Genomic DNA, 23,934 nt, shown 5'->3' with positions numbered 1-23,934 from the left:
CCACACCCTTCGCCGCGCGCATCTGCCGGGCGTTTGATGTGCCCACCGGCGCGGCGCGCGTGCAGGAGTCCGATCGATGACCAAGCGCGACGTCTTCCGCTTCCTCAACGAACCCCGCGAGATGCCGGCCAAGCTGCCACTGGCCTTGCGCACCGAGGGCGACTGGAACGAACTCTACGGGCGGTTCGAGGACCGCCAGGCCGCACACCAGGCCGACCGCTGCCTGGACTGCGGGATTCCGTACTGCGAAGCCAAGTGCCCGGTACACAACTACATACCCAACTGGCTCAGGCTGGTGCAGGAAGGCCGCGTGCTGGAAGCGGCGGTGCTGGTCCACGAAACCAATCCCCTGCCCGAGATGTGCGGCCGCGTCTGTCCGCAGGACCGGTTGTGCGAAGGCGCCTGCACGCTCGAGGACGGCTTCGGCGCGGTGACCATCGGCGCGGTCGAGAAGTACATCGTCGACTCCGCGTTCGCACAGGGCTGGCGGCCCGACCTGTCGAAGGTCGTCGCGACCGGGCGGCGCGTGGCCGTGATCGGCGCCGGGCCCGCCGGCCTGGCCTGCGCGGATCGCCTGGTACGCGCCGGCATCGGCGCGGTGGTGTTCGACCGCTACGAGCAGGTCGGCGGCCTGCTGCAGTTCGGCATACCGAACTTCAAGCTCGACAAATCGGTGATCGCGACGCGGCGCGCGGTGCTGGAGGGCATGGGCATCGAGTTCCGCCTGGGCGTGGAGGTGGGCCGCGATATCGGCATGGATGCACTGCTCGCGGAGTTCGACGCGGTTTTCATCGGCACCGGCGCCTACCGCTACACCGATGGCGGACTGCCAGGCCAGGACCTGCCCGGCGTGCTGCCGGCGCTGCCGTTCCTGGTGAACAACGGCCGCATCGTCACCGGGGGGGATACCTGGGGCCGCCCGGTCGCGGGCTGGGAAACCACGCTGGCGCTGCCGGACCTGCGGGGCAAGCGCGTGGTCGTGCTCGGCGGCGGCGACACCGGCATGGACTGCGTGCGCTCCGCCGTGCGCCTGCGCGCGGCCAGCGTGACCTGCGCCTACCGCCGCGACGAGGCCAACATGCCGGGCTCGGCGCGCGAGGTCGCCAACGCGCGCGAGGAAGGCGTGCGTTTCCTGTTCAACCGCCAGCCGCTGGAGATCGTGCCGGATACGGCCGGCAGGGCCGCCGGCGTGCGCGTGGTCGAAACCCGGCTGGGCGAACCCGATGCCGATGGCCGCCGCAGCGCGGTGCCGATCGATGGCACCGGATCCCTGCTCGAGGCCGACGTCGTGATCATCGCGTTCGGTTTCTCGCCGCAGGTGCCCGACTGGCTCGACGGGCACGTCGAGTCGCCCGGCAACGGCCGCATCGGCGTTGGCGGCGAGCGTCGCCTGCCCTACCAGACCGCCCACCCGAAACTGTTCGCCGGCGGCGACGCGGTACGTGGCGCGGATCTCGTGGTCACCGCGGTCCAGGAAGGCCGCGACGCCGCGGCCAGCATCGCGCGGATGTTGCGGAAGGCCGCGCGCCCGGCCAGCGCGGCGCTCGACGCCATCTGACGCGTCGCATGGTCGCCCTGGCGCTCGGGCAGCGCGGGGTAGCGGCCCGCCGGGACCAATCGTGGCCTGGGCCAGGCACCCCGCGCAGAAGGCCGGACCTCCCCCGCATCGCAACACCGCAGGCGTAGCGACGGGCGCGCTGACGGCTCGCGCATCGGCTACCCCAAGGTCCGGGCCCCCGCCCCCCCTCGCGCTGAACCGGAGCGTCGCCATGTCCTGCGGGACTTGTGCGGGGCGCTGGAGCTTGCATGATGTCCCCATGCGCCAATCCCTCCGCCCGCTCATTGCCTCCGCGTGCCTGCTGCTGTCGGCCGTGCCGGCGATGGCGCAGTCAACGGGCCAGGTCACGGTCTATCGCTGCACCGATGCCGGGGGAAACGTGACCATCGGCGATTCGCCGTGCGCCCGCGGGCAGACGCAGGAGATCCGCAACATGCTGCGCCCGGTCGACGGCGCGCCCCCGCCCGCGCGTCCCGCGGGACCGACCGCGCCTGTCGTCGATGCGCCGGCGCCGCAGGTCATCGTCATGCGGCCGCCGCAGCCGATGTACCGCTGCGTGCGGCCCGACGGCAGCCGCTACACCAGCGATTCGTCGGAAGGCAATCCGCGCTGGGTGCCGCTGTGGACGATGGGCTATGGACCCCCGGTACGGCACGGACCCTCCACGCGCGTGGGCGTCGAGGTGGGCGACGGCAAGGGCCGCCTGGAGATCGACAGCCGTCCCGGCCACCGCCCCGGCCCCCCTCCGATGCCGCGCGGCGGCTACTACGGCGCCGGCACCTGGATCCGCGATGACTGTCGGCCGATGCCGCAGGGCGAGGTCTGTGGCCTGCTGAGCGACCGCCGCGAGGAAATCCGCCGTCGTTTCTTCAATGCGCAGCCGACCGAGCGTGCCGAGCTCACCCGCGAGGAACGCACGATCAACGCGCGTCTGGCGCAGGACTGCGACCGTTGATGCGGCGCGTCCTGCTGCTCGCCGGGTTCGCGTGCGCCGTGTCGGCGGCAGGCCGTGTCGACGCAGAGACCACGGTGATCTATCGCTGCACCGATGCGGCCGGCGCGGTGACGTTCCAGAACGGCACGCCCTGCCCCGCGGGCCAGACCCAGCAGCGTCGCGTGGTCGAGATGGCGACATCGATGCCGACCTACGTCGCCCCGCCCACCGCTCCCCCGGCACCGCCGCGGGTACCCTTGATCTCGACCCTGCAGGCGCCGGCAACCGAACGGGCCAGCACCGACGAGCCGCCGCCCCCGCCCCCCGCCCTGTACACCTGTCGCGTCCACGACAACACCACCTACTGGCGTGAGGACGACACGCCGCCATTGCGTTGCCGGCCGTTGCCGACCGTCGGCATCGGCGGGCTGCCCGGCATGGGCGCAGGCCAGGCCTGCGAGCAGGTGGCCGATGTCTGCACGGCAGTGCCCGAGGCGGCGCTGTGCAGCAGCTGGGAGACGCGGGTGCGCGAAGCCGAGTTCCGCTGGCGCTTCGCGCAGGCCCGCGAGCAGCCGCCGCTGCGCCTGGAGTACGAACAGCTGTTCTCGACCTGGCGCGACAGCAGCTGCGGCCCGGGCGCCGGTGTCGCGCCCGCGGCCGGCTAGAGCCAACGCGGTACGGTCGCCCGGTCGGCGTCGTACTCGGATCCGAAGCAGGCGCAGGCGCGCCTCCTCGAACGGGATGATCGCGTGCTGCAGGGCCAGCACCGGCAGCGGCAGCACGGCCAGCGCCCACGGCAGATCCAGCATCAGCGCCAGACCGACGTAGGTGAGCGGCCTGGACCAGGTAGATCGGGGTGGGCGCCAGCGGAACGGGGCCGCGCAGGATCGGCCGCGCCGACGTGCGGGGGAATGATCGTGGTCCGGCGCCACGCGAACGGCGCGAGCGCCCACACGACCAGCACCAGACCGGCGTCGGCCAGCAGCGCGCCGGCCAGATGCAGCGCAGCGCCGATGCCTTCCGGCGCCAGCAGCAGGCCGAACGCGTACTGCAACGCGGCGCCTGCGGCGAAGGCCAGCACAAACTGAACCGGCGAGCCGGCCGTGGCGCCCCTCCACCTCCGCCACCGCGTCGGCGCAGGCGTCGACGTGCTGCGCACCGGCCATGGCGCACGCGGGGCGATGTCCAGCGGCTCAGAAGCCGTGGCGCAGGAAGCCCCCGTCGACCGCGATGCATTCGCCGGTGATGTAGCTGGCGGCCGGCAGGCACAGGAACGCCACTGCGGCAGCGACCTCTTCCGGCTCTCCGATCCGGCCCATCGGGGTACGCATCAGCACTTCGTCGAGGTAGTCCGGGTCGGCCAGCGGTTCGGAGGTGCGCCGGGTACGGATGTACCAGGGCGCGACCGCGTTGACGCGCACGCCGTCCTCGGCCCATTCCACTGCCAGATTGCGGGTCATCTGCTGCAGCGCGGCCTTGCTCATGCCGTAGGCGACGCCGGTGCGCACGTGGGTCATGCCCGACACGCTGCCGACGTTGACCACGCTCGAGGTCGCATGCTGGATCAGCAGCGGATGCGCATAGCGGGTGAGTTCGAAGGCACTGAACACGTTGACCTCGAAGATCTCGCGCCACTCGTCCTCGCTGTACTCGGTGGCCGCCCGCGAGATGTTGCCGCCGGCGTTGTTGACCAGGATATTGAGGCCATCACCCTGGTCCTCCACCCAGTCGAGGATCTCGCGCCGCTGGTCCTCGTCGACGACATCGGCGATCAGCGCGCGCACATCGGCGCCGGGAAACTCCTCGACCAGATCGTCGCGGGTGGATTCCAATGCATCGCCGTTCCGGCCGACGATCAGGACCGTCGCGCCGAAGCCTGCGAGCTCGCGGGCGATCGCGCGCCCGATGCCGGCGCTGCCGCCGGTAACCAGAGCCAGTTGCCCATCCAGGCGCCAGCGGTGCGGATCCATCGACAAGTCCCCGATCTGTGTCGGCGTTAGGATAGCGCCGAGCCTCCCCCGCAGGAGTACCGCATGTCGATGCCACGTTCGCCCGCAGCCGCTTCGCGTCTTTCGCATGCCGTGATCGCGGCCGCCCTTCTCTCGACCACCGCGGCCTGCACGCCGCCGCCCGATTCGCCGACCGAGAAGCCGACGGAGCCGCAAGCCGCGCAGCTGCGCGATGCGGTTCGCGCGCCGCTCGAGGCCGCGCAGAAGACCCGGCAGTCGGTCGATGCCGACGCGCAGCGCACGCGCGAGGCGATCGAGGCTGCCGGCGGCTGAGCCGCCGCCGGCGCGCCGGCTCACCAGTCGGTGGGTTTGTAGTCCTTGAGGAACTGGCCCCAGACGTGGGTGCCGGTATTGATGCCGTCGATGATCGGATCGACGATGCGCGCCGCGCCATCGACGATGTCGAGCGGTGGATGGAAGCGTTCCTCGACGATCTTGCGCTCGGCGATCTCCACCGGATCCTCGTCGGTGACCCAGCCGGTGTCGACGGCGTTCATGTGGATGCCGTCGCCGTGGTAATCCGCGGCCGAGGTCCGCGTCATCATGTTGAGCGCGGCCTTGGCCATGTTGGTATGCGGGTGCTTGGTGGTCTTGAAGTTGCGATAGAACTGCCCCTCCACCGCGGACACGTTGACGATGTGCTTGTCCCGGCGCGGTGCTTCACCCTCGGGCGTGCGCAGCATCAGCGTCTTCAGGCGCGCGTTGAGGATGAAGGGCGCAACCGCGTTGACCAGCTGGGTCTCCAGCAGCTCGACCGCCGGCACTTCGTCCATCTGCAGGCGCCAGGAATTGCGGCCACGCAGGTCGACCTGCTGCAGGTCCTTGTCGACGCGTCCTTCCGGGAACAGATGCGCCTGTCCGACCAGTTCGTCGGCGAGCAGTGGCACCTGCGACAGTTCCGCCGCGCGCGCCAGGCCCGCGCGGCTGGTGTCGCCGGCCACCAGCGACTGGCTTCCACCGGGCAGCAGATCCGCCGCGCGCAGCCCCTCGTAACCGCCGACGAGCCTGCGGACGTGTTCGGGCAGCGTCTCGATCGCGGCGGTCTCGCCGGCCATCATGTGCGCATAGAACGCCGGCGGGCGGCGCACGGTCTGGCAGGCATTGTTGATGATGAAATCGAGCCGGTCGCGGGTGGCGACGAGTTCGGCGCAGAAGGCCTCCACGCTCGGCGTATGGCGCAGGTCGAGGCCGAACACTTCCAGCCGGTGGCCCCATTGCTCGAAGTCCGGCTCCTGCGCGTAGCGCTGGGCGGAGTCGCGCGGGAAGCGCGTGGTGACGATCAGCGAGCAGCCCGCGCGCAGCAGCTTGAGACCCGCCTGGTAGCCGATCTTGACCCGGCCGCCGGTCAGCAGCGCGACGCGCCCGGTGAGATCGGCGGTCTCGGTGCGCTTGAGGAAGTTCAGTTCCGCGCAGGTCGGGCACAGCTGGTCGTAGAAATGATGGATCTGCGTGTACTTCTGCTTGCAGACGTAGCAGTGCAGCAGTTCCGGCGATTCGGCATAGGCAAGCGGCTCGCTCGCGCAGTTGCGCGGATCGTGCTGGCCCGGCGGCTGCGGCGGGAAATAGTTGGGCGTGGTGAATACCGGTTTGCGACGCAGCGTGCGGATGCCGGTCCGGTCGAGGAGTTCCTCGGTGCGGCGCACCTTCTCCCGGTTCGCTTCGCGCAGGGCTTCCTTGGCCTGCTTGCGGCGCGCGCGCGGCTCGGGATGGTGCACGACCGCGACGGCCTGCAGCAGACGGATCCGGTCGGCTTCGGGCAAGGCGTCGAGCACGCTGCGGTCGTCGCGGATCGCCTCGAGCAGTTCGAGCGCGACGCGGGCGCGCTGCGGCAGGGAGTCGTCGGCATCGGATGCCGGGAGCGGGGCGGAGATCGGATTCAAGAGAGTGTCCAGGAGCGTGCACGACAGCCGCAGCGTGGCGCGCCGGGGTCGAACGGGTCAAAAGCGTGCGGTGCAGCAGCCGGGCGGCCGTCGCGGGCATGGTGTGGTCGCGGGGGTGCGAAGCGCCTGCCCGGTGACCGCGCAGCAGGTCCGGTGGACCTGCGACCGGGCCATTTTCGCCGATCGGCGGGGGCTGTGCCATCGGCCGGTGGTGCGCCAGGCGAGGCCGGAGCCGAAAGCGCGCGATCAGGCGCCAGCGCAGGAGACGCTTGGACCGTCATCCGGAGGCGCCGGCACGCCCGTCGAAGGCGGGGCGGCGCCGATGGTCCGGCTAGGCCGAGCGCAGCACGCTCCGGCAGCTGGAGTGCGCCGCGCCGACGATCGCAAGCCGGCCGCGCAGAGCGTTCAGGCAGCCCGGGCAAGGGCGTACTCAGGCTTGAGGGTGACCGGTCGCGGCGGACGGGTCGACATTCGCGGGCCGGCTGGCAGCCGCCTCCCGGACTACCTGGACACCTGCCGGGGCGTCCGCCCGTCCGGCACGTGCGCGCCAGCGGGCGTCGCACGCGCACCCGGACGGTTACACCCGGCGCGGTCTTCTCAGCGCGCCACCGGACGGTAGACGATGAAGATCACCAGTTCCTCGTCGCCGAGCTGCTCGAGCGCATGACGATCGCCGTTGCGGGTGAGGATCGCATCACCCGGCCCGACCTCGCGCACGGTGTCGTTGAGCGTCAGCCGGCCACGCCCCGACAGCACGTAGTAGATCTCGTCCTTGTCGTTGACGTGGTCGCCGATGGTTGCGCCGGGGTGGAAGGCGCGCTTGCGGAAGACCAGGTCGAAACCGGTGGCATCGCTGAAGAACGGATAGGCGGTGGTCGTGCCCAAACCGTCGTGGGGGCCGGGCTGCTCGATCGCGATGTCGCGTTCGTTGACGACCACCGAGGGCGAGACTGGCGTCGCGGGCGGCGCTGGCAGCGCATGACAGTCGGCCGCGGTCACCGCCTTGACCGGCGCGGCCGCATCGATCCCGCGCCATCCGGCCGCAACGAGGCAGGCCACGGCGTCTGCGCCGGCCTCGCTGAAATGGGTGCCGTCGGACTTGCCCTGCCCGGGCACGAACATGAAGAAGGGCTTGGCATCCTGTTCGCCGTGGTGGCGGATCCAGGCGCTGGAACTGCGGTCGAGATCGATCAGGGGCACCTTCTCGCGCGCAGCCAGTGCCTGCATCGCGAGCGTGTAGCGGCCATGGGTATCGAGCAGCGAACGGAAGTCGTAGAGCATCCGCGCCGCGGGCGTGATGAGCACGGGCGTGGCGCCACGGCTGCGCGCGGTGTCCACATAGCGCTGCAGCAACCGCGGATAGTCGGAATCTGGATCGGTGTAGCGGCTGGCGTCTTCGCGCTTGGCGTCGTTGTGGCCGAACTGGATCAGCAGGACGTCACCCGCCCGCAGCTCGGCGGCGATGGCATCGAGCCGGCCTTCGTCGATGAAGCTGCGCGTGCTGCGCCCGCCTACCGCATGGTTGCGGACCTCCCAGCCACCGGTCGTCCAGGCTTGCAGTTTCTGGCCCCAGCCGGCCTGCGGCGCACGTTCCGGGCCATAGGCGGCGGCGGTGGAATCGCCGGCGATGAAGATGCGGTGGGTGACGGGCGCCGCGGCGGACGCACTTGCCGCAACGGTCAGCAGCATCAGCGACAGGAAACGGATCATCTTGGGCGGCACTCCGTCAAACCGGATCGAACCGCAGGCCGCCGCACGATGGCGGCGACCTGCAGCATGTTGCGATGTCGCGCGGCGCGTTACTTGCCGAGGACTTCCTTGACGTAAGCCACGATCGCCTCGTCCTTGGCGTTGTCGAAGAACGCCTTCTGGAAGCGCTCGCCGCCGACGGCCTGCTTCACCAGCTCCTGGTCGATCGCCTTCAGGCCTTCGACGAAATCCTTCGACGCGCCCTTCTTGACGTCCGCCAGGATGCCGGCGTTGGTCATCTGCGATTCCTTGCGCTCGGCCGGATAACCCTGGCCGCGCTCGCCGTCGAACGCCTTCTCGAAGATGTAGCGGATGTTGATTTCCGCGCCCCAGCCGTAGCCCTTGGCGAACGGCAATGCCAGCGCGTTGCCGTTGTTGACCTGCGCGAACAGGAACGCGTCGGTCGGCTCGATGCAGTAGCCGCAGTACACGCCCGGCCAGGCGTTGAGCGACATCATCGCGCCCTGGCCCGTGCCGCAGCCGGCGACGACGAAATCGACCGCCTTCGAGTTCAGCAGCAGCGCGGCGCAGATGCCCAGGTGGATGTAGGTCAGGCGGTGGTCGTTGTCGCCGTCCATGCCGACGTTGAAGACCGTGTGGCCCTTGTCAGCGGCGACCGTGTTGAGCTGCTCCAGCACGACCGGGTTCTTGGCGGCCTGGCTGAATTCCTGCATCAATGCGATTTTCATGGCGTGTCTCTCTTGCGTGTTCGAAGGGGGAAAGAACGACGGGCCCGCCGATGTGGCAGGCCGGTCGCAGAACGTGGGTGGATCAGCGCGCGAGCCAGCCGCCGTCGACCGGGATCACCGCACCGTTGACGTAGTCCGACGCGCGGCTGGCGAGGAACACCGCCGTGCCGCCGAGATCGGACGGCTCGCCCCAGCGCGCGGCCGGGATGCGGTCGAGGATCGCCTTGTTGCGGGCCTCGTCGGCGCGCAGCTGCGCGGTGTTGTCGGTGGCCATGTAGCCCGGCGCGATGGCGTTGATGTTGATGCCCTTGCCGGCCCACTCGTTGGCGAGCAGGCGCGTGATGCCGGCGATGCCCGACTTGCTGGCGGTGTAGGACGGCACGCGGATACCGCCCTGGAAGGACAGCATCGACGCGATGTTGATGATCTTGCCGCTGCCCTGGGCGATGAAGTGCCGGCCGATGGCCTGCGACAGGAAGAATGCGGACTTGATGTTGACGTTCATGACGTCATCCCAGTCCTGCTCGCTGAAATCGACCGCATCGGCGCGGCGGATCAGGCCTGCGTTGTTGACCAGGATGTCGACGCCACCGAGGCCATCGAGCGTCTCCTGCAGCAGGCGCGGCACCGGCTCGATGCTGGTCAGATTGGCCTCGATCGCCACGAAGCGGCGACCGAGTGCCTTGACCCTGGCTTCGGTTTCCGTGGGCGGGCTGATACCGGCCGCGGCGATGTCCGCGCCGGCCTGCGCCAGCGCCACTGCGATGCCCTGCCCCAGGCCGGTGTTTGCGCCGGTGACCAGCGCGACCTTGCCTTCGAGGCTGAACGGATTGCTCATTGATTGCTCCCTGTTGTGTGCGTGGGTGGCCGCGTGCGGCCGTTACTTGAGCTGGCAGATGTCCAGCACGTGCATGTCGGTGTAGTCGAGGTTCTCGCCGCCCATTGCCCAGATGAAGCAGTAGTTCGAGGTGCCTGCGCCCATGTGGATCGACCAGGGCGGCGAGACGACGGCCTCGTTGTTCTGCATGACCAGCAGGCGTTGTGCGTCGGGCTCGCCCATGAAGTGGTAGACGCGGTCGTTCTCTCCGAGATCGAAGTAGAAATAGACCTCGCTGCGCCGGTCGTGCAGATGCGGCGGCATCGTGTTCCAGACGCTGCCGGGCTTGAGGATCGTCAGGCCCAGCAACAGCTGCGAGGACTGGCAGGTGGCCGGCACGATGTACTGGTAGATCGTGCGCTCGTTGCTGGTTTCCAGTGCGCCACGCTCCAGCGGCACCGCGTCGGCGATCGAGATCTTCTTCGCCTCGAAGCGCGCATGCGCGGGGGCCGAGGCGAGATAGAACTGCGCCGGCACTGCGGCGTCGTTCGACGCGAACACGACCTCCGCGCTGCCCATCGGCACGTACAGCCCGTCCTTCGGCGCGAGCGCGAATTCCACCCCGTCGACGCGCACGGTACCGGCGCCCGCGCCCACGTTGACGACACCCAGCTCGCGGCGCTCAAGGAAGGGACGCCCGGCAGCGGAGGCCGGTTCGGTCTGCTGCGGCAGGGAAAGCGGCGCGGCAAGCGGGCAGGCACCACCGATGACGAAACGCTCGTAATGCGTATAGCTCAGGCGGATCGCATCGTCGGCGAACAGGCCGTCGAGCAGGTAGAGATCGCGCAACGCGTCGTTGTCGATGCCCTGCATGACCCCGGGGTGGGTCGCGTAGTAGGTCTTCCGGTACATGACGTCCTCCAGAGCGCCAGGAGGCGCCGGCCAATTCTACGATGTCCGGTAACCGGTGTCATACCGCGCCGCGGCATGGGTTCAGCCGGGCACCTGGTCGCTGACATCCAGCCGATGCGGTGCGCCCGACCCGCATCCCTCAATGCCGGGTCGGGCGCGGACGGATTCGTGCATGGCGCGCTTCACCCGCACGCAGCGCCGCGGCGGAAAGCCCGCGTGCAACACGCGGGCCTGCAACGCTAGCCCGGCGGCTGGCAGGAATCGCGCAGGATCAGGTGCGGCCGCACGCTGGCCAACGGCCGCAGATCGTCCTCGGGCTGGATCAGCATCGCCGCGGCGATGCGGCCGGTATCGCGCGTGTCGCGACGGACCGAGGTCAACGGTGGCCACAGGCGCGTCGCCAGCGGGCTGTCGTCGTAGCCGACGACCGACAGCTCGCGCGGCACGCTGATGCCTTCGCGCATGGCGACCCGATAGACACCGGCGGCCATCTCGTCATTGCCGCAGAAGACCGCCGTTGGACGCTTCTTGCCCGACAGCAGCTTCTCCGCCGCGGCCACGCCGGATTCGAAGGTGTAACCGGCCTCCACGATGCGGGACTTGGGCAGTTCGATGCCGCGCTTCTGCAGCGCCGAGAGAAAGCCCCCGGTCCGTTCGATGGACGAGCGGTAGTCGCGCGGGCCGGTAATCAGGCCGATGTCGCGATGGCCCAGCGACTGCAGATAATCGGCGACCTCGGCGGCGCCGTCGTGGTCATGGGTGACCACCATGCGCTCGGGCCTGTCCATCGACACCGCGGCGATGCGCACGTAGCGCATCCCGATCGAATCGAGCATCGCGGCCAGCGCCGGGTCCTCGGACACGCGTGGTACCAGCATCACGCCATGCAGCTTCTGCTGCTGGACGAATCGGCGCACGCCATCGACGTAATCCGGGCTGCGGCTGTCGCACGGATGCACCACCAGCTCGAAGCCCGAACCGCGCAGCGAATCCAGCGCGCCGTACTGCATGTTCACGATGAACTGCGCGGTCGGGTTGTCGTAGACCATGCCGATCAGGAACGAGCGCCGGAACGCCAGCCCGCGCGCGAGTGGATCAGGCGAGTAGCCCACCTCGCGCATCAGCGTCTCGACCTTCTCGCGCGTGTCCTGCCGCACCAGCGGCGAGTGGTTGATGATCCGCGAGACGGTCTTCTTGGACACCCCGGCGAGCCTGGCGATGTCGTTGATCGTCGCCGGCCGCTTCATCTCCACCGGAACCGTTGCCTTCGGGGTCTTCTTCGCTGCGGGCATCGGCCGTTCCGTCCATTGAGTTTTCGCGCAGCATCCATTCTAGCGGTACGGACCGGGCCGTCGAATGACGGCCCGGCCGTGCGGTGCGACCCTCAGTCGAGCGCGCGGTACTGGAAGTTTCGGAAGTGCACCTGGCCCTCGCCGGCCGCATAGATCGCGGGCTTCACCGCCAGGAACCGCCCGGCCACATTGTGGTGATAGCCGGAAATTTCCATCTGCACCGGATACTTGGTCCAGCTCTCGCCATCGGTGCTGGTGTGAATGGTGACGATGTGCTGATCGTTGCGGACACGCATCCACAGCTTGCCGCCCGTCGCGCTGGGCGCGATCTGGGTCGGGCGCTCTTCGCCATAGCGATGCATGATGAAACGCTCGCCGTTGCTGCCCACGCCGACGTAGAGCCTGTCGCTGTAGAACAGCAGCGCCCCGCCCTGCGCGCCCGGCTCGATCTCCATCTCCACCTGGAACTCGTAGGACTTGTCGCCGGCGATGACCGTCAGCGGCGAGCTGTCGCGCGGCTGCGTGCCCTTGCCCTGCAAGCTCAGGGTGCCGTCGCCGAACGACAGCCGTTCGTACTCGTTCGGCGTCGGGTTGTAGAACGACCACTGCGCGCCCAGCCGTCCGCTGCTGAAATCATCCGACAGCGCCATGCCGTGTTCGCCGACGGACTCGCCCGCCGGCTTGGCCAGCGGCTGGCCGAGGTCGCCGCCCTTGGCCACGAACCAGCCGGCGTCGGTCCATTCGATCGGCTCCAGCAGCGCCTGCCGGCCGAGCGTCCAGTACCCGTTCTCGTAGCCGTGATACATCATCCACCAGCGGTCGTCGGTGCCTTCGACAATCGTCGCGTGGCCTCGCGACCACCACGGCTCATCGCGGCTGACGGTCCGCACGATCGGATTGTGCGGCGAGTTCTCCCACGGTCCATGGATCGAACGCGAACGCGCAGTGATCACCATATGCCCGGTCGGCGGGCCGGCAGTGCCGCCGACGGCAGTGGTCATGTAGTACCAGCCGTCGCGGAAGTTGATCTTCGGCCCTTCCTGCGCGTAGGCCTCGACGTCCCATTCCGCGGGATACTGCCAGCCGTCGTAGACGTGCCTGGCTTCGCCCACGACGCTCAGGCCGTCGTCCGAGAGCTGCACGTAGGCGCCCCCGCTGAGGAACAGATAGCGCTTGCCGTCTTCGCCGACCGCGTGCCCGGGATCGATGTAGCGGCCAAGACCGATGTTGACTGGCTCGCTCCATGGCCCCCTGATGTCGTCGGCCCAGACCACATAGTTGCTGCGCTCGCTGCCCTCGGTACCGCCGGTCCGCGCCGGGAAGTAGATGAAGTACCGGCCATCGTGCTTGATGATGTCCGGCGCCCAGATCGAGCCGACGTTCTTCGTGATCGCGTGGCCCAGCGGCTGCCAGTTCACGAGATCGCGCGAATGCCACAGCGGCAGGCCCGGATATGCATCGAACGAGGACAGGGTCAGGTAGTAGTCTTCGCCGTCCTTGAGCACCGAGGGGTCGGGACGGTCGCCGGCGAAGACCGGATTGAGGAAGGTGCCGTCGCCGAGATCGGCCTTGCGCTGGTTCTCGATGCCGCGTGCCCAGGGCGACGCCTCCGAAGCACCCGCCGTCGCGCTGGCGGGGGTCGCTGCAACAGTACCGGCGGCATACGACAGGCCGGCCAGGCAGCAGGCAACGAGCAGGGGGGCACGCAACATTGATCGCGACATCAGCAACTCCGTAGGGGAAACATGCGGCTCACCTGTTAATGACACCGCTGGTCAACAGACCCTACCAGACAGGCCTGATTCCATCATTTTGCGATGCAGCAAGGCTTTTTACAGGCGCGACGTTACAGTCCCGGCAACGCCCGATTCGCAAATCGCACCAGAAATGACACCGATAGCCAACGTGCCGGAGCCGGGACTCGGCAGCGGGCGCATCGCGCGGGCTCCGGTCGTGGCGATGGGCGGCCTCCGCCGCAGACAACACGACGCGCAGGATCGGCGCGAGTTTGCGTTACGCTCGCGCCGAGCCGAGCCGGCACAACGGGCGGCAGCCGCATCACGAGAACCTGATCAACCCGTACCTGCGCCGCTGAACCTACGCCGCGCAATCACTTCGCAAGGGGAAGCAGCATGACGTCAAGACAGACGGGCGAGAACACCGGGCTGATCATCATGATCAGCTGTGTCGCCACGATCGGTGGATTCCTGTTCGGATTCGACAGTGGTGTCATCAACGGCACCGTCGACGGCCTGCAGCGGGCCTTCAATTCCGACTCCGTGGGCACGGGCTTCAACGTCGCCTCGATGCTGCTCGGCTGCGCGGTGGGTGCGTTCTTCGCCGGCCGGCTGGCCGACGTGTTCGGCCGGCGCGCGCTGCTGATCGCGGCCGCGGTGCTGTTCCTGGTGTCGGCATGGGGGTCGGGCATCGCCAACGGCTCTTTGGAGTTCGTGATCTACCGCGTCATCGGCGGCCTGGCGGTCGGCGCCGCCAGCGTGATGTCGCCGGCCTACATCAGCGAGGTCTCGTCGGCCCGCTATCGCGGACGCCTGGCCACGATGCAGCAGATCGCGATCATCGGCGGCCTGTTCGCGGCGTTCCTCAGCAACTACCTGCTGGCACGGGTGGCAGGTGGCTCGACAGCAGAGTTCTGGGCCGGCTACGAAGCCTGGCGCTGGATGTTCTGGATCGAGATCGCACCCGCCGCGCTGTTCCTGCTGGCGCTGTTCGCGATTCCCGAAAGTCCGCGCTTCCTCGTCGCCCGCGGGCGCATGGTCAAGGCCGAGCAGGTGCTCGTTCGCCTGTATGGCGAGATCGAGGGTCGCCGCAAGCTGGTGGAGATCCGCGAATCGCTGGCTGCCGACCTGCATCGGCCGAAGTTCTCCGATCTGATCTCCAAAGCCACGGGCCGGGTACGCCCGATCGTCTGGGTCGGCATCGGCCTGGCCGTGTTCCAGCAACTGGTCGGCATCAACGTGGTCTTCTATTACGGCGCCGTGCTGTGGCAGGCCGTCGGTTTCTCGGAGAACGATGCGCTGTTGATCAACGTGCTGTCCGGCGCGCTGAGTATTGGCGCCTGCATCGTGTCGCTGCTGCTGGTCGACCGCATCGGTCGCAAGCCGTTGCTGTGGATCGGCTCGCTCGGCATGGCGGTCACGCTGACCGGCGTCACGATCGCATTCGCCACCGGCACGCTCGGCGATGACGGTCGCCTGCTGCTGTCCGATTCGATGGGCATGCTGGCCCTGGTCGCCGCCAACCTCTACGTGATCTTCTTCAACATGTCCTGGGGCCCGGTGATGTGGGTGATGCTCGGCGAGATGTTCCCCAACCAGATCCGGGGCTCGGGTCTCGCGGTCGCCGGCCTGTTCCAGTGGGGCGCGAACTTCCTGATCACCTGGACCTTCCCGATGCTGCTCGCCGGGATCGGCCTTGCGGGCGCATACGGGCTCTATGCCTTCGCGGCGGCGCTGTCGGTGGTGTTCGTGCTGCGCTACGTCCACGAGACCCGCGGTCGCGAGCTCGAGGACATGGAAGGCTGATGCAGCTCGGCCTGGCCGCGAACCGGCGTCACCACGCCAACGGGGATGCCGCCCTGTTCCGCTGGCTGCACGCCAGCGGCGCGGGTTTGCGCGAACTCGGGGTGAGCCTGCACGCGGTCGGCCGCACCTTCGATGCGATCCACGAGCGCGGCGCGCTCGCCGGCTATGACGGCCTCCGGCGCTACCCGTATGGCCGCGAGGGCGGCCTGATGAAACTCGTCGCCGAAGTCGTCGGCATGGGTGAGGACCGCACGCTCGATGGCGCCATTTACTTCATCGATCCGGTTGATCCCTCCTCGATCTTCCCCGAGGCCGTCGCTCTCAAGCGCCAGTGTGTGATCCAGGGCAAGCCATTCCTCTCCACCGTCGCTTCGGCGCGCGACTGGGTGGAAAGCGAGCGCATCCATGCAGGCCTGGTACCGGATGCCGGCGCGGACGATCTGTACCGTTTCACCGGCCAGACGGTGGCCCTGATCGCACACGATGCGCTCAAGCCGCGCATGCTTGAATTCGCCGACCGACATTTCGACCTGCTGTCCCGCTTCGCCTCGCGCGTGGCCACCGGGACCACTGGCCTGCGTCTCAACGAACTCGCCTGGCGCCGCGGATGGCCGCAGGGTCAGGCCTGGACGCAGCGCTTCCAGAGCGGCCCGCTCGGCGGCGATGCGCAGATCGCCGACCTCGTGCTCGACGGCCGCTGCCAGCGCGCGGTGTTCTTCGAGGATCCGCACGTCGCGAGGCAGCACGAGGCCGACATCCAGCTTCTGGAGCGCGCCGTCACGACAGTGACCGACACCGTGGCGTGTCTGACGTCACCGGGAGTGGCCGATCGATGGGCGGTGGCGGCGACGCGGCGGGCGACGCTCAGCTGAGCCTTTGATGGCGCTCAGCGACGTCTGCGGTCTCGCCGAGACGAGCCCAGTAGTGTCGCAGTGATTCCGCTGCACGCTCGGTCGTGCCTTGTCTCGCCTTGGCTCCGCTGGGGGCTTGCTGTGGCTTTGCTCGGGCGTTGCTCTGGCTTGGCTTAGCTTGGCTCCCCCTTTGATTTCCATCAAGAGCTGAAGCCATAGCAGGAGCAGCAAGTTCAAAAGAAACGGCCCCGCGAGCGGGGCCGTTCGAAACACCACCCCCGACAGTGCCGTCAGGCCCGCAGCACCCCCGGCAGCCACAACGACAGACCCGGGAACAGCGCCACGATGAGCAGCACCACCAGACCTGCAATCCAGAACGGCCAGATGGTCCGCATGCTCTCGCCCACGGTGATCTTGCCGATCGCCGTGCCGATGAACAGCACCGAGCCCACCGGCGGCGTCACCAGTCCCAGGCCGCCAGCGAGTACCAGCACCAGGCCGAAGTGGATCGGATCGATGCCGTAGGCGCGGGCGACCGGCAGGAAGATGGGCGTGCAGATCAGGATCAGCGGCGCCAGGTCCATGAAGGTGCCCAGCAGCAGCAGGACCAGGATGATCATCAGCAGCACGGCGAGCTTGCTGTGCGCGAACGACTGCAGGAACTCGACCGCAGCCGACGGCACCTGAAGGTAGGCCAGCAGCCAGCCGAATACCGACGCCGTCGCGATCACGAACAGGATCACACCGGTGCTGCGCGCGGCATGGACGATGGTCGCGCGGAACTCGGCCAGGCGCAGCTGGCGGTAGAGGATCACGGTGACCAGCAGCGCATAGACCACCGCGATCGCCGCACTCTCCACCGCGGTGAAGATCCCCATGCGGATACCGACGAAGATCAGTGCGACGAGCCCGAGGCCCGGCAGCGCCGATACCAGGCGCAGCAGCACAGCGCGCCAGCCCGGGAAGATCTCCACGCCGTAGCCGCGATGACGCGCCACCAGATAGCCGGTGAACATCAGCACGACCGTCATCAGCAGCGCCGGCGCGATGCCCGCGGCGAACAGATCGGCAATCGACAGTCCGCCGCCAGCCGCTGCAGTGAACAGGATCAGGTTGTGCGAAGGCGGCACCAGCAGCGCGACCAGCGCCGCGGTGATGCTGACGTTGACCGCGAAGTCACGGTCGTAGCCGCGCTTGACCATCTGCGGAATCATCGTGCCGCCAACCGCCGATACGTCGGCGATTGCCGAACCCGACACACCGCCGAAGAACAGCGAAGACAGGATCGAAACCTGTCCCAGTCCGCCGCGCATGCGTCCGACCAGCGAGGACGCCAGCGAGATCAGCCGCTCCGAGATGCCGCCGCGCATCATGATTTCGCCGGCGAAGATGAAGAGCGGGATCGCGATCAGCGAGGCCGAGCCGATGCCGGCCGAGACCTGCTGGACCAGCACGATGGACGGCAGGTCGAGATAGAGCAGCGTCGCCAGCGCCGCAGCGGCAAGCGCGAAAGCGACCGGTACGCCGAGCACCAGCAGCAGGGCGAAGACGATGAACAGAATCGCGATTCCCATGTCAGCGGCCCTCCCCGGCCGACGGGGCGCGCAGCACGCCAACGAGTTGATTGAGTGCGAACACGACCATCAGCGCGCCACCGAGCGACAGCGGCAGGTAGTTGATGCTCTGCGGAAGCGATGCGCCGGCGGCCTTGATGTGCAGGCCGTCGAGCAGCAGCACCGCGCCCCAGTAGGCGACGACCGCGCCGATGGCGACGACCACGCCGGGGATCAGCAGATCCACGAGTTTCCGGATCGTCGGCCGCATGTGTTCCTGCAGCAGGAAGAAGCCGAAATGGCGGCGGGTATGCACGCCGGCCGCGGCGCCGAGGCTCATCGCGATGCTCAGCAGCAGCAACGTTACCGGCTCGGTCCAGCTTGGCGAGTCATTCATCACATAGCGGGCGAACACCTGCCAGCCCTGCACGATCACCAGCCCGAACAGGGCGGTGGCGGCAATGGCGATGACGGCGTCGGCCAGGCGGTCGAGCGCACTCTTGGCGGCCTCGTCAGGCGCGAGGATCGTGTCTTCGGACATCGTGGATTCCCGTGTCGGATTCAGTCGGATCAGGCGAGGTCGCGGATGCGACGGTAGAGGGTCTGGAGTTCCGGCTGCCGGAGGTAGCGATCACGGATCGGCTGCGCCGCGCTGCGGAAGGCGTCCATGTCGACCTCGTTCAACTCGATACCGTACTCGGCGACCTGCTGGCGCGCGGCGCCTTCGGACTCGTCCCACAAGCGCCGCATCTGCGAAACCGACGCGCGCGCGGTGTCGATCAGCAGGTCGCGGTCGGAGGGACGCAGTGCATCGAGCGAGCGCCGCGAGATCAGCAGGATGTCGGGCGCATAGGAGTGCTCGCTCTGCGACCAGTAACGCGCGGCCTCGAAATGACGGCTGGAATGGAAGCTGCGCATGTTGTTCTCGGCGCCGTCGATCATGTGCGTCTCCATGCCGGAGAACGTGTCGCCCAGCGACATCGGCGTGGGATTCGCGCCGAGCAGGCGAACCAGTTCGATGAACATGTCCGACGAGGCGACGCGCAGCTTCAGCCCTTGCAGGTCCTTCGGGGTGACGATCGGATGGCGGGTGTTGTAGAAGCAGCGCGCGCCGCTGTCGTAGACCGCGAGACCGACGAGATCACGGGAGCCGAAGCCATCGAGCACGGTCTGCGCCACGCCGCTGTCGAGCGCGTGGCGCATGTGCGCGACGGAATCGAACGCATAGGGCAGGCACAGCGCGGTGGTCAACGGAAACGCGTTGTTGAGCGCGCCCGAATACACCCGGGTCATGTCGATCGCGCCGAAGCGCGCCATGTCGATCGCTTCCGCTTCGCGGCCCAGCTGGCCCGAATGGTACTGCCGCAGCCGCACACGGCCGCCGGTCTCGCGTTCGAGCACCTCGCCGATCCAGCGCACGGCTTCGACGGTCGGATAGTTGGACACGTGCACATCGGTGGCGGTCAGCACCGTGGCCGCATCGTCGGCACGAAGTGCGCTCGGCAGAAGTGGCGCAGCACAGGCCGCGCCGAGTCCTGCGAGGAAGGCGCGGCGCGTCGTCATGCAGCACCAGTCCCGGCCGCGCCCGCGGCCTCGACGGTGGCAACGATCTCGCCATGCCCCTCGAACACCAGCCGTGCGCGCTGGCCCGGCAGGATGTCGTGGATGCCGGTGGCATTTCCGGTCGCGATCAGTTCGCCGCGCTTGAGCGGGCGGCCGCGTCGCGCCGAGCGCGACAGTGCGAACGCGAACGCCTGCCGCAGTCCACCGGGCAGGGTGGTCGCACCGCCGGTGCCGACGACGACATCATCGATACGGCTCTCGACGCGCAGGGCGGCGTCGTCGAGCCGGGTCCACTGCGGAATCTCCGCGCCGACCACCAGACCGTTGTTGTTGCCGAAATCGGAAACCACCACCAGCGGGCCGAGCTGGTTGATCGTGGCCAGCGGACTGCTGGCGACTTCCAGCCCGACGAACAGTGTCGCCGGCAGGGCCGCGGCCTCTTCGGGTGTCCACTCGGCCTTGTCGGCCGGCGCATCGGCGTCCAGGCGCAGCACATATTCCGCTTCGATCGCGCCGAAGCCGCCCGCGAAGACCGCGATACGCAGGTCGTCGCCGACCTGTTGCAGATTGCGGCGGAAGACCGGGCCCAGCAGGCGGTCGTCCCCGGAGGCATCGCGGCGCTCGGGGGCGATATATCCCACCTTCCAGCCGACGAGTTCGTCGCCCCATTCGGCGATCGCCGCGTCCTGCACACCGTAGGCATCGACAAGCGTTTCGGGAATCGTTCCGGGGAATTCTGCGAGCGCCTCACCTGCCCGCCGCGCGCGCAGGAATGCGTCGACGATGGGTCGTTTCGCGTCCGCGGATGCGTCCGGCGTGTCCGGACCCGCGATGGCCTTGTTCAACTCGGTCTCCTGGGTGTTGTTGCTGCGCCGCAGAACACGGGCGCCGATGATGTCTTGTATGGTAAACCGGTGTCATCTTCAATGTGCACTGCGGCAAAACGCAGGCCACGCAGCGGATGGAAGGCGGTAAATGGGGCGATTTTCAATAACGTTCGCGCGGTGCCTGATGCTGGCGCCGCTGCTTGCCGGCAGCGCCTGGGCGGCGACCCCGGCGCGGGAAGACACCGCGCCCATCCTGCGGCTGTGGCCGGCGACGTCGCAGGTCGCGCCGCGGATCACTGAACGCAGCGATGATCCCGCGATGCCCGACCGGATCATCGAGGATGTCCGCGACCCCTATCTCGTCGTCTACAGGCCCGCGCTCCCGAACGGCATCGCGCTGCTGGTGACACCGGGCGGCGGCTATGCCCGCATCGTGCTGGACAAGGAAGGCACGGCGCTCGTCCCGCAGTTCGTGGACGCGGCGGGCTTCACCCTGTTCGTGCTGCGCTATCGCCTGCCCGATGCCGTCCACCGCGAAGGCGCGGACGCGCCGCTGGTCGATGCCCAGCGCGCGATGCGCCTGATCCGGGCGCAGGCGGCCGACTACGGCATCGATCCGCAGCGCGTCGGCGTCATGGGTTTCTCGGCCGGCGGCCATGTCGCGGCGCGACTGGCGACGACCCCCGAGACCCTCTACCGCGTGACCGACGGCGCCGACGCGCAATCGGCGCGTCCGGACTTCGCCCTGCTGGTCTATCCGGTGAGCTCGATGCACGCGCCGCTCGCGCATGCCGGCTCCCGCGATCGGCTGCTGGCCGCCCGCGGCGGAAGCGCCGATCAGGCCGTGCTCGACCGCCTGTCTCCGGAACTGCAACTCGGACCCGGGACGCCGCCACTGTTCCTGCTGCATGCGCAGGACGACGACGTCGTGCCGGTGGGCAATGCCCTTGCCCTGCATGCGGCGGCGTTGCGTGCCGGCGTACCGGCCGCTTTGCACGTCTTTCCCCGCGGCGGGCATGGCTTCGGGACCCGCGGCGCAACCGGCGCCCTGGCCCGATGGCCACAGCTCGCCATCGACTGGATCCACGAACAGACCGCAGGCCCATGATGACCACAGCCCCGTTCGATCCCCGGCGCCGCCACTGGTTGCGCGTTGGCGCGGCCACTGCCGCCATCGCCGCCCTCCCCCTCGGGCTTGCCCGGGCGCAGCCACGCACCACCGTCGCGCGCACGCGCAGCGGGCAAATCGGTGGGCAGATCGAGGACGGCGTCCATGTGTTCCGCGGCGTCCCCTATGGCGCCGACACCGCGGCGCGCCGCTGGCAACCGGCACTGCGCGAGACGCGCTGGCGCGGCGTGCGCGATGCGCATGCATACGGACCGTCGGCGCCGCAACGTGGCGGCGAGGGTCCGGGCAGCGAGGACTGCCTGCGCGTAAATGTCTGGACCCCGGCCCTGCGCGACGGTGCGCGTCGCCCCATCCTGGTCTACATCCACGGCGGCGGGTTCACCACCGGCTCGGGCAGTGACCCGCTCTACGACGGCGGCGCGCTGTGCCGGCATGGCGACGTGGTCGTGGTCACACTGAATCATCGGCTCAATGCCTTCGGTTACCTGCACCTGCGCGACCTCGGAGATGCCTCGTTCGCGCACGCCGGCAATGTCGGCCAGCTCGATCTGATCCAGGCGCTGGAATGGGTGCACGCGCACGCGGACGAATTCGGCGGAGATGCCGGCAATGTCACCGTGTTCGGGCAATCCGGTGGCGGCGCGAAAATCGCCACGCTGATGGCGATGCCGGCCGCGCGCGGATTGTTCCACCGCGCCTGGACGATGAGTGGCCAGCAGGTCACCGCCGCCGGTCCACGTGCGGCGACGCAACGCGCCGAGCTCTTTCTCGGCGAGCTGGGCGTTGCACCGGGCGAACTCGAACGCCTGCGCACGCTCCCCATGCAGGCACTGCTCGACGCGCAACGCGTGCGCGACCCCTCGCGCGTCGAGAACAGTGCGCTGTACTTCGGGCCCGTGGTCGACACGGTCACCCTGCCGCGCCACCCATTCTGGCCCGATGCGCCGCCGCAGTCGGCCGACATCCCGATGGTGATCGGCAACACGCGCGACGAAACCCGCGCCTTCCTCGGCAACGATCCGGACAACTTCACACTGGACTGGGACGCGCTGCCGGCAAAGCTGCGCACGCAGCAGTTCGTCGATCTCGACCCGGCGGTGGTGATAGCCGAGTACCGGCGCCTGTATCCTGGCTACACGCCCTCGGAAGTGTTCTTCGCCGCGACCACCGCCGGCCGCTCCTGGCGCGGCGCGGTCGAGGAGCTCGAAGTGCGCGCCGCGCAGGGCCGCAACACCTGGGCCTACCAGCTGGACTGGCATCCGCGCACCGAAGAAGGCAGGCGCAGCCGGGCCTTCCACACCCTCGACATCCCGTTGGTGTTCGACACGGTGCAGCTGCCGTCGGCGCGCACCGGCAATGACGATGACGCACGACGCATGGCTGCGACGATGCGCGACGCGCTGCTGGCCTTCGCCCGCAGCGGCGATCCCAGCCATGCCGGAATGCCCGCATGGGCGCCGTATTCGATGGCCGCCCGCGAGACGATGGTGTTCGATACACCCTCGCGGCTCGAGCACGATCCCCGTGGCGGCGAACGCAGGCTCTACCAGCAGGCGCCCTTCCTGCAGCGCGGTACGCAGTGACTGCGGCGATGCGGTCCGGATGTCGGGTGCGCGCGTGCTTCCGACCGCGCGCCGGCGCCGCGTGCATCCCCACCCGTTTTTCCTCTGCCTGACCCCGGAGTCCGCCAATGCGTCGACCGCTCGTCCTTGCCCTCGCCGGCTGCCTGCTGGCGCCCCTGTCCGCCATCGCCGTCGACGACCCCATGCGTCCACCGGTCACACCGATCCGCGCCAGCAAGATCGTGCTCGTCGGCGATTCCACGACTGCGGTGCAGGGCGGATGGGGTGGCGCGTTCTGCGATCGCCACGTGGCTTCGTTCCTGGCCTGCACCAATCTCGCCCGCGGTGGCCGCAGTACCTACAACTACCGCGCCGAGGGCTCGTGGGACATCGCGCTGCACGAAATGCGCGCCGGGCCGTTCGAGGCGGTCTACGTGCTGGTGCAGTTCGGCCACAACGACCAGCCGGGCAAGCCGGGCCGCTCGACCGATCTGGCGAGCGAATATCCCGACAACCTGCGCCGCTATGTCGCCGAAATCCGCGCCGCCGGTGCGCAGCCGGTGCTGGTGACCCCGCTCACGCGTCGCCAGTTCGAGGACGGCCGCCTGCTCGACGATCTCGCGGCCTGGGCCGAAGCGACCCGCGCAGTCGCGCGTGAGCTCGACGTGCCGCTGGTCGACCTGCATGCGCGCAGCCGCGATCTGGTGCAGGGCATGGGTCCGGTGCTGGCGATGCGCACCGCGCAGCGTCCGGCCGCGCCCGAACAGGTCGTCGCCGCGCAGGCAGGAACGACGATCGGCGCACCTCCCCAGACTGCGCCTGCCGCGACTGTGGCGACTGCAGGCAGGCCTGCGCCGGCCGGCGCCCAGGACAACGCCACCACCGAGCCGATGGGACAGGCCAAGCTCGCCTTCGATTACACGCATCTCGGCCCGGAAGGCGCCGCACTGTTCGCGGCGATCGTCGCCGACGAGCTCGCGCAGCAGGTGCCGGCGCTGCGACGCAACCTGATTCCCTGAGCACCCCGCTCCACACGCGCTCCAGTTCGAGGACAGCACACGCATGGT

At 68.8% G+C, this 23,934-nt stretch carries 22 protein-coding genes; 9 read left to right on the top strand and 13 right to left on the bottom strand.

Features of this window, described 5'->3' with window-relative positions; translation table 11 throughout:
• Positions 1-76: 76 nt before the first annotated feature.
• The 3 genes from EGK76_RS01150 to EGK76_RS15470 all read left to right on the top strand — a co-directional run bounded on the left by EGK76_RS01150 (position 77) and on the right by EGK76_RS15470 (position 3,157).
• The gene (locus EGK76_RS01150) at positions 77-1,558 is read left to right on the top strand and encodes an FAD-dependent oxidoreductase (protein WP_123831280.1); all 1,482 of its coding nucleotides are present in this window, start codon (positions 77-79) and stop codon (positions 1,556-1,558) included.
• A gap of 259 nt (positions 1,559-1,817) precedes the next feature.
• Positions 1,818-2,513 (top strand): DUF4124 domain-containing protein, encoded by a 696-nt coding sequence (locus EGK76_RS01145; protein ID WP_158613426.1) that lies wholly within the window; start codon positions 1,818-1,820, stop codon positions 2,511-2,513.
• On the top strand, positions 2,513-3,157 hold the full coding sequence (locus EGK76_RS15470) for a DUF4124 domain-containing protein (RefSeq protein ID WP_199730827.1): 645 nt from the start codon (positions 2,513-2,515) through the stop codon (positions 3,155-3,157). Before EGK76_RS01145 ends, EGK76_RS15470 begins: the two co-directional genes overlap by 1 nt.
• A gap of 143 nt (positions 3,158-3,300) precedes the next feature.
• Here EGK76_RS15470 and EGK76_RS01140 read toward each other — a convergent pair whose 3' ends face one another.
• Positions 3,301-3,573, bottom strand: coding sequence for a hypothetical protein (locus EGK76_RS01140; protein ID WP_199730826.1), 273 nt, complete (start codon positions 3,571-3,573; stop codon positions 3,301-3,303).
• Between the two features lie 112 nt (positions 3,574-3,685).
• A complete protein-coding gene (locus EGK76_RS01135; protein ID WP_096299886.1) occupies positions 3,686-4,462 on the bottom strand; it encodes an SDR family oxidoreductase in 777 nt (258 codons plus the stop codon).
• Between the two features lie 63 nt (positions 4,463-4,525).
• Here EGK76_RS01135 and EGK76_RS01130 point away from each other — a divergent pair, with 63 nt between their 5' ends.
• Positions 4,526-4,774: a hypothetical protein gene (locus EGK76_RS01130; RefSeq protein WP_123831276.1), complete on the top strand. Its 249-nt coding sequence runs from the start codon at positions 4,526-4,528 to the stop codon at positions 4,772-4,774.
• Between the two features lie 20 nt (positions 4,775-4,794).
• Here EGK76_RS01130 and EGK76_RS01125 read toward each other — a convergent pair whose 3' ends face one another.
• The 7 genes from EGK76_RS01125 to EGK76_RS01095 form a co-directional block, all read right to left on the bottom strand.
• On the bottom strand, positions 4,795-6,381 hold the full coding sequence (locus EGK76_RS01125) for an SDR family oxidoreductase (protein ID WP_123831275.1): 1,587 nt from the start codon (positions 6,379-6,381) through the stop codon (positions 4,795-4,797).
• Between the two features lie 597 nt (positions 6,382-6,978).
• Positions 6,979-8,070: a GDSL-type esterase/lipase family protein gene (locus EGK76_RS01120; RefSeq protein ID WP_233580185.1), complete on the bottom strand. Its 1,092-nt coding sequence runs from the start codon at positions 8,068-8,070 to the stop codon at positions 6,979-6,981.
• A 110-nt stretch (positions 8,071-8,180) separates the two neighbouring features.
• The gene (locus EGK76_RS01115) at positions 8,181-8,819 is read right to left on the bottom strand and encodes an RpiB/LacA/LacB family sugar-phosphate isomerase (protein ID WP_123831272.1); all 639 of its coding nucleotides are present in this window, start codon (positions 8,817-8,819) and stop codon (positions 8,181-8,183) included.
• A gap of 82 nt (positions 8,820-8,901) precedes the next feature.
• On the bottom strand, positions 8,902-9,657 hold the full coding sequence (kduD, locus tag EGK76_RS01110; protein ID WP_096299896.1) for a 2-dehydro-3-deoxy-D-gluconate 5-dehydrogenase KduD: 756 nt from the start codon (positions 9,655-9,657) through the stop codon (positions 8,902-8,904).
• Positions 9,658-9,699: 42 nt separating this feature from the next.
• Entirely contained in the window at positions 9,700-10,548 is an 849-nt protein-coding gene (gene kduI / locus EGK76_RS01105) for a 5-dehydro-4-deoxy-D-glucuronate isomerase (RefSeq protein WP_123831270.1), read from the bottom strand.
• A gap of 239 nt (positions 10,549-10,787) precedes the next feature.
• Complete coding sequence (locus EGK76_RS01100; protein ID WP_096299900.1) at positions 10,788-11,840, bottom strand: LacI family DNA-binding transcriptional regulator; 1,053 nt, start codon at positions 11,838-11,840, stop codon at positions 10,788-10,790.
• A 92-nt stretch (positions 11,841-11,932) separates the two neighbouring features.
• Entirely contained in the window at positions 11,933-13,564 is a 1,632-nt protein-coding gene (locus EGK76_RS01095; RefSeq protein WP_199730825.1) for a family 43 glycosylhydrolase, read from the bottom strand.
• Positions 13,565-13,972: 408 nt separating this feature from the next.
• Here EGK76_RS01095 and EGK76_RS01090 point away from each other — a divergent pair, with 408 nt between their 5' ends.
• On the top strand, positions 13,973-15,382 hold the full coding sequence (locus tag EGK76_RS01090) for a sugar porter family MFS transporter (protein ID WP_123831268.1): 1,410 nt from the start codon (positions 13,973-13,975) through the stop codon (positions 15,380-15,382).
• Entirely contained in the window at positions 15,382-16,254 is an 873-nt protein-coding gene (locus EGK76_RS01085; RefSeq protein WP_123831267.1) for a methylglyoxal synthase, read from the top strand. Before EGK76_RS01090 ends, EGK76_RS01085 begins: the two co-directional genes overlap by 1 nt.
• A gap of 269 nt (positions 16,255-16,523) precedes the next feature.
• Here the strand turns inward: EGK76_RS01085 and EGK76_RS01080 are convergent, their stop codons facing one another.
• Genes EGK76_RS01080 through EGK76_RS01065 form a run of 4 tightly spaced genes read right to left on the bottom strand, consistent with a single transcriptional unit; the run spans position 16,524 to position 20,182 of the window.
• Positions 16,524-17,807 carry a TRAP transporter large permease gene (locus tag EGK76_RS01080; protein ID WP_123831265.1) on the bottom strand — a complete coding sequence of 428 codons (1,284 nt, stop codon included), beginning with the start codon at positions 17,805-17,807 and terminating at the stop codon, positions 16,524-16,526.
• 1 nt (position 17,808) lies between these two features.
• Positions 17,809-18,327: a TRAP transporter small permease gene (locus tag EGK76_RS01075; RefSeq protein ID WP_096299910.1), complete on the bottom strand. Its 519-nt coding sequence runs from the start codon at positions 18,325-18,327 to the stop codon at positions 17,809-17,811.
• 29 nt (positions 18,328-18,356) lie between these two features.
• The gene (locus EGK76_RS01070) at positions 18,357-19,349 is read right to left on the bottom strand and encodes a TRAP transporter substrate-binding protein (protein WP_123831264.1); all 993 of its coding nucleotides are present in this window, start codon (positions 19,347-19,349) and stop codon (positions 18,357-18,359) included.
• A complete protein-coding gene (locus EGK76_RS01065) occupies positions 19,346-20,182 on the bottom strand; it encodes a 2-keto-4-pentenoate hydratase (protein ID WP_233580184.1) in 837 nt (278 codons plus the stop codon). The genes EGK76_RS01070 and EGK76_RS01065 overlap by 4 nt, the downstream gene beginning before the upstream one ends.
• A 142-nt stretch (positions 20,183-20,324) precedes the next feature.
• Here EGK76_RS01065 and EGK76_RS01060 point away from each other — a divergent pair, with 142 nt between their 5' ends.
• From EGK76_RS01060 to EGK76_RS01050, 3 genes are all read left to right on the top strand, one after another.
• Positions 20,325-21,284, top strand: coding sequence for an alpha/beta hydrolase (locus EGK76_RS01060; RefSeq protein ID WP_123831262.1), 960 nt, complete (start codon positions 20,325-20,327; stop codon positions 21,282-21,284).
• Positions 21,284-22,888, top strand: a complete 1,605-nt coding sequence (locus EGK76_RS01055) for a carboxylesterase/lipase family protein (RefSeq protein ID WP_123831260.1) — start codon at positions 21,284-21,286, stop codon at positions 22,886-22,888. Before EGK76_RS01060 ends, EGK76_RS01055 begins: the two co-directional genes overlap by 1 nt.
• A 182-nt stretch (positions 22,889-23,070) precedes the next feature.
• Complete coding sequence (locus EGK76_RS01050; protein WP_233580183.1) at positions 23,071-23,886, top strand: rhamnogalacturonan acetylesterase; 816 nt, start codon at positions 23,071-23,073, stop codon at positions 23,884-23,886.
• Positions 23,887-23,934 lie beyond the last annotated feature (48 nt).

The organism is Luteimonas sp. 100069, from assembly GCF_003813845.1.
Lineage (GTDB): Bacteria > Pseudomonadota > Gammaproteobacteria > Xanthomonadales > Xanthomonadaceae > Luteimonas > Luteimonas chenhongjianii.
Note: the sequence above shows the minus strand (reverse complement) of the source record. Positions and strands in the feature narration are given on the sequence as shown.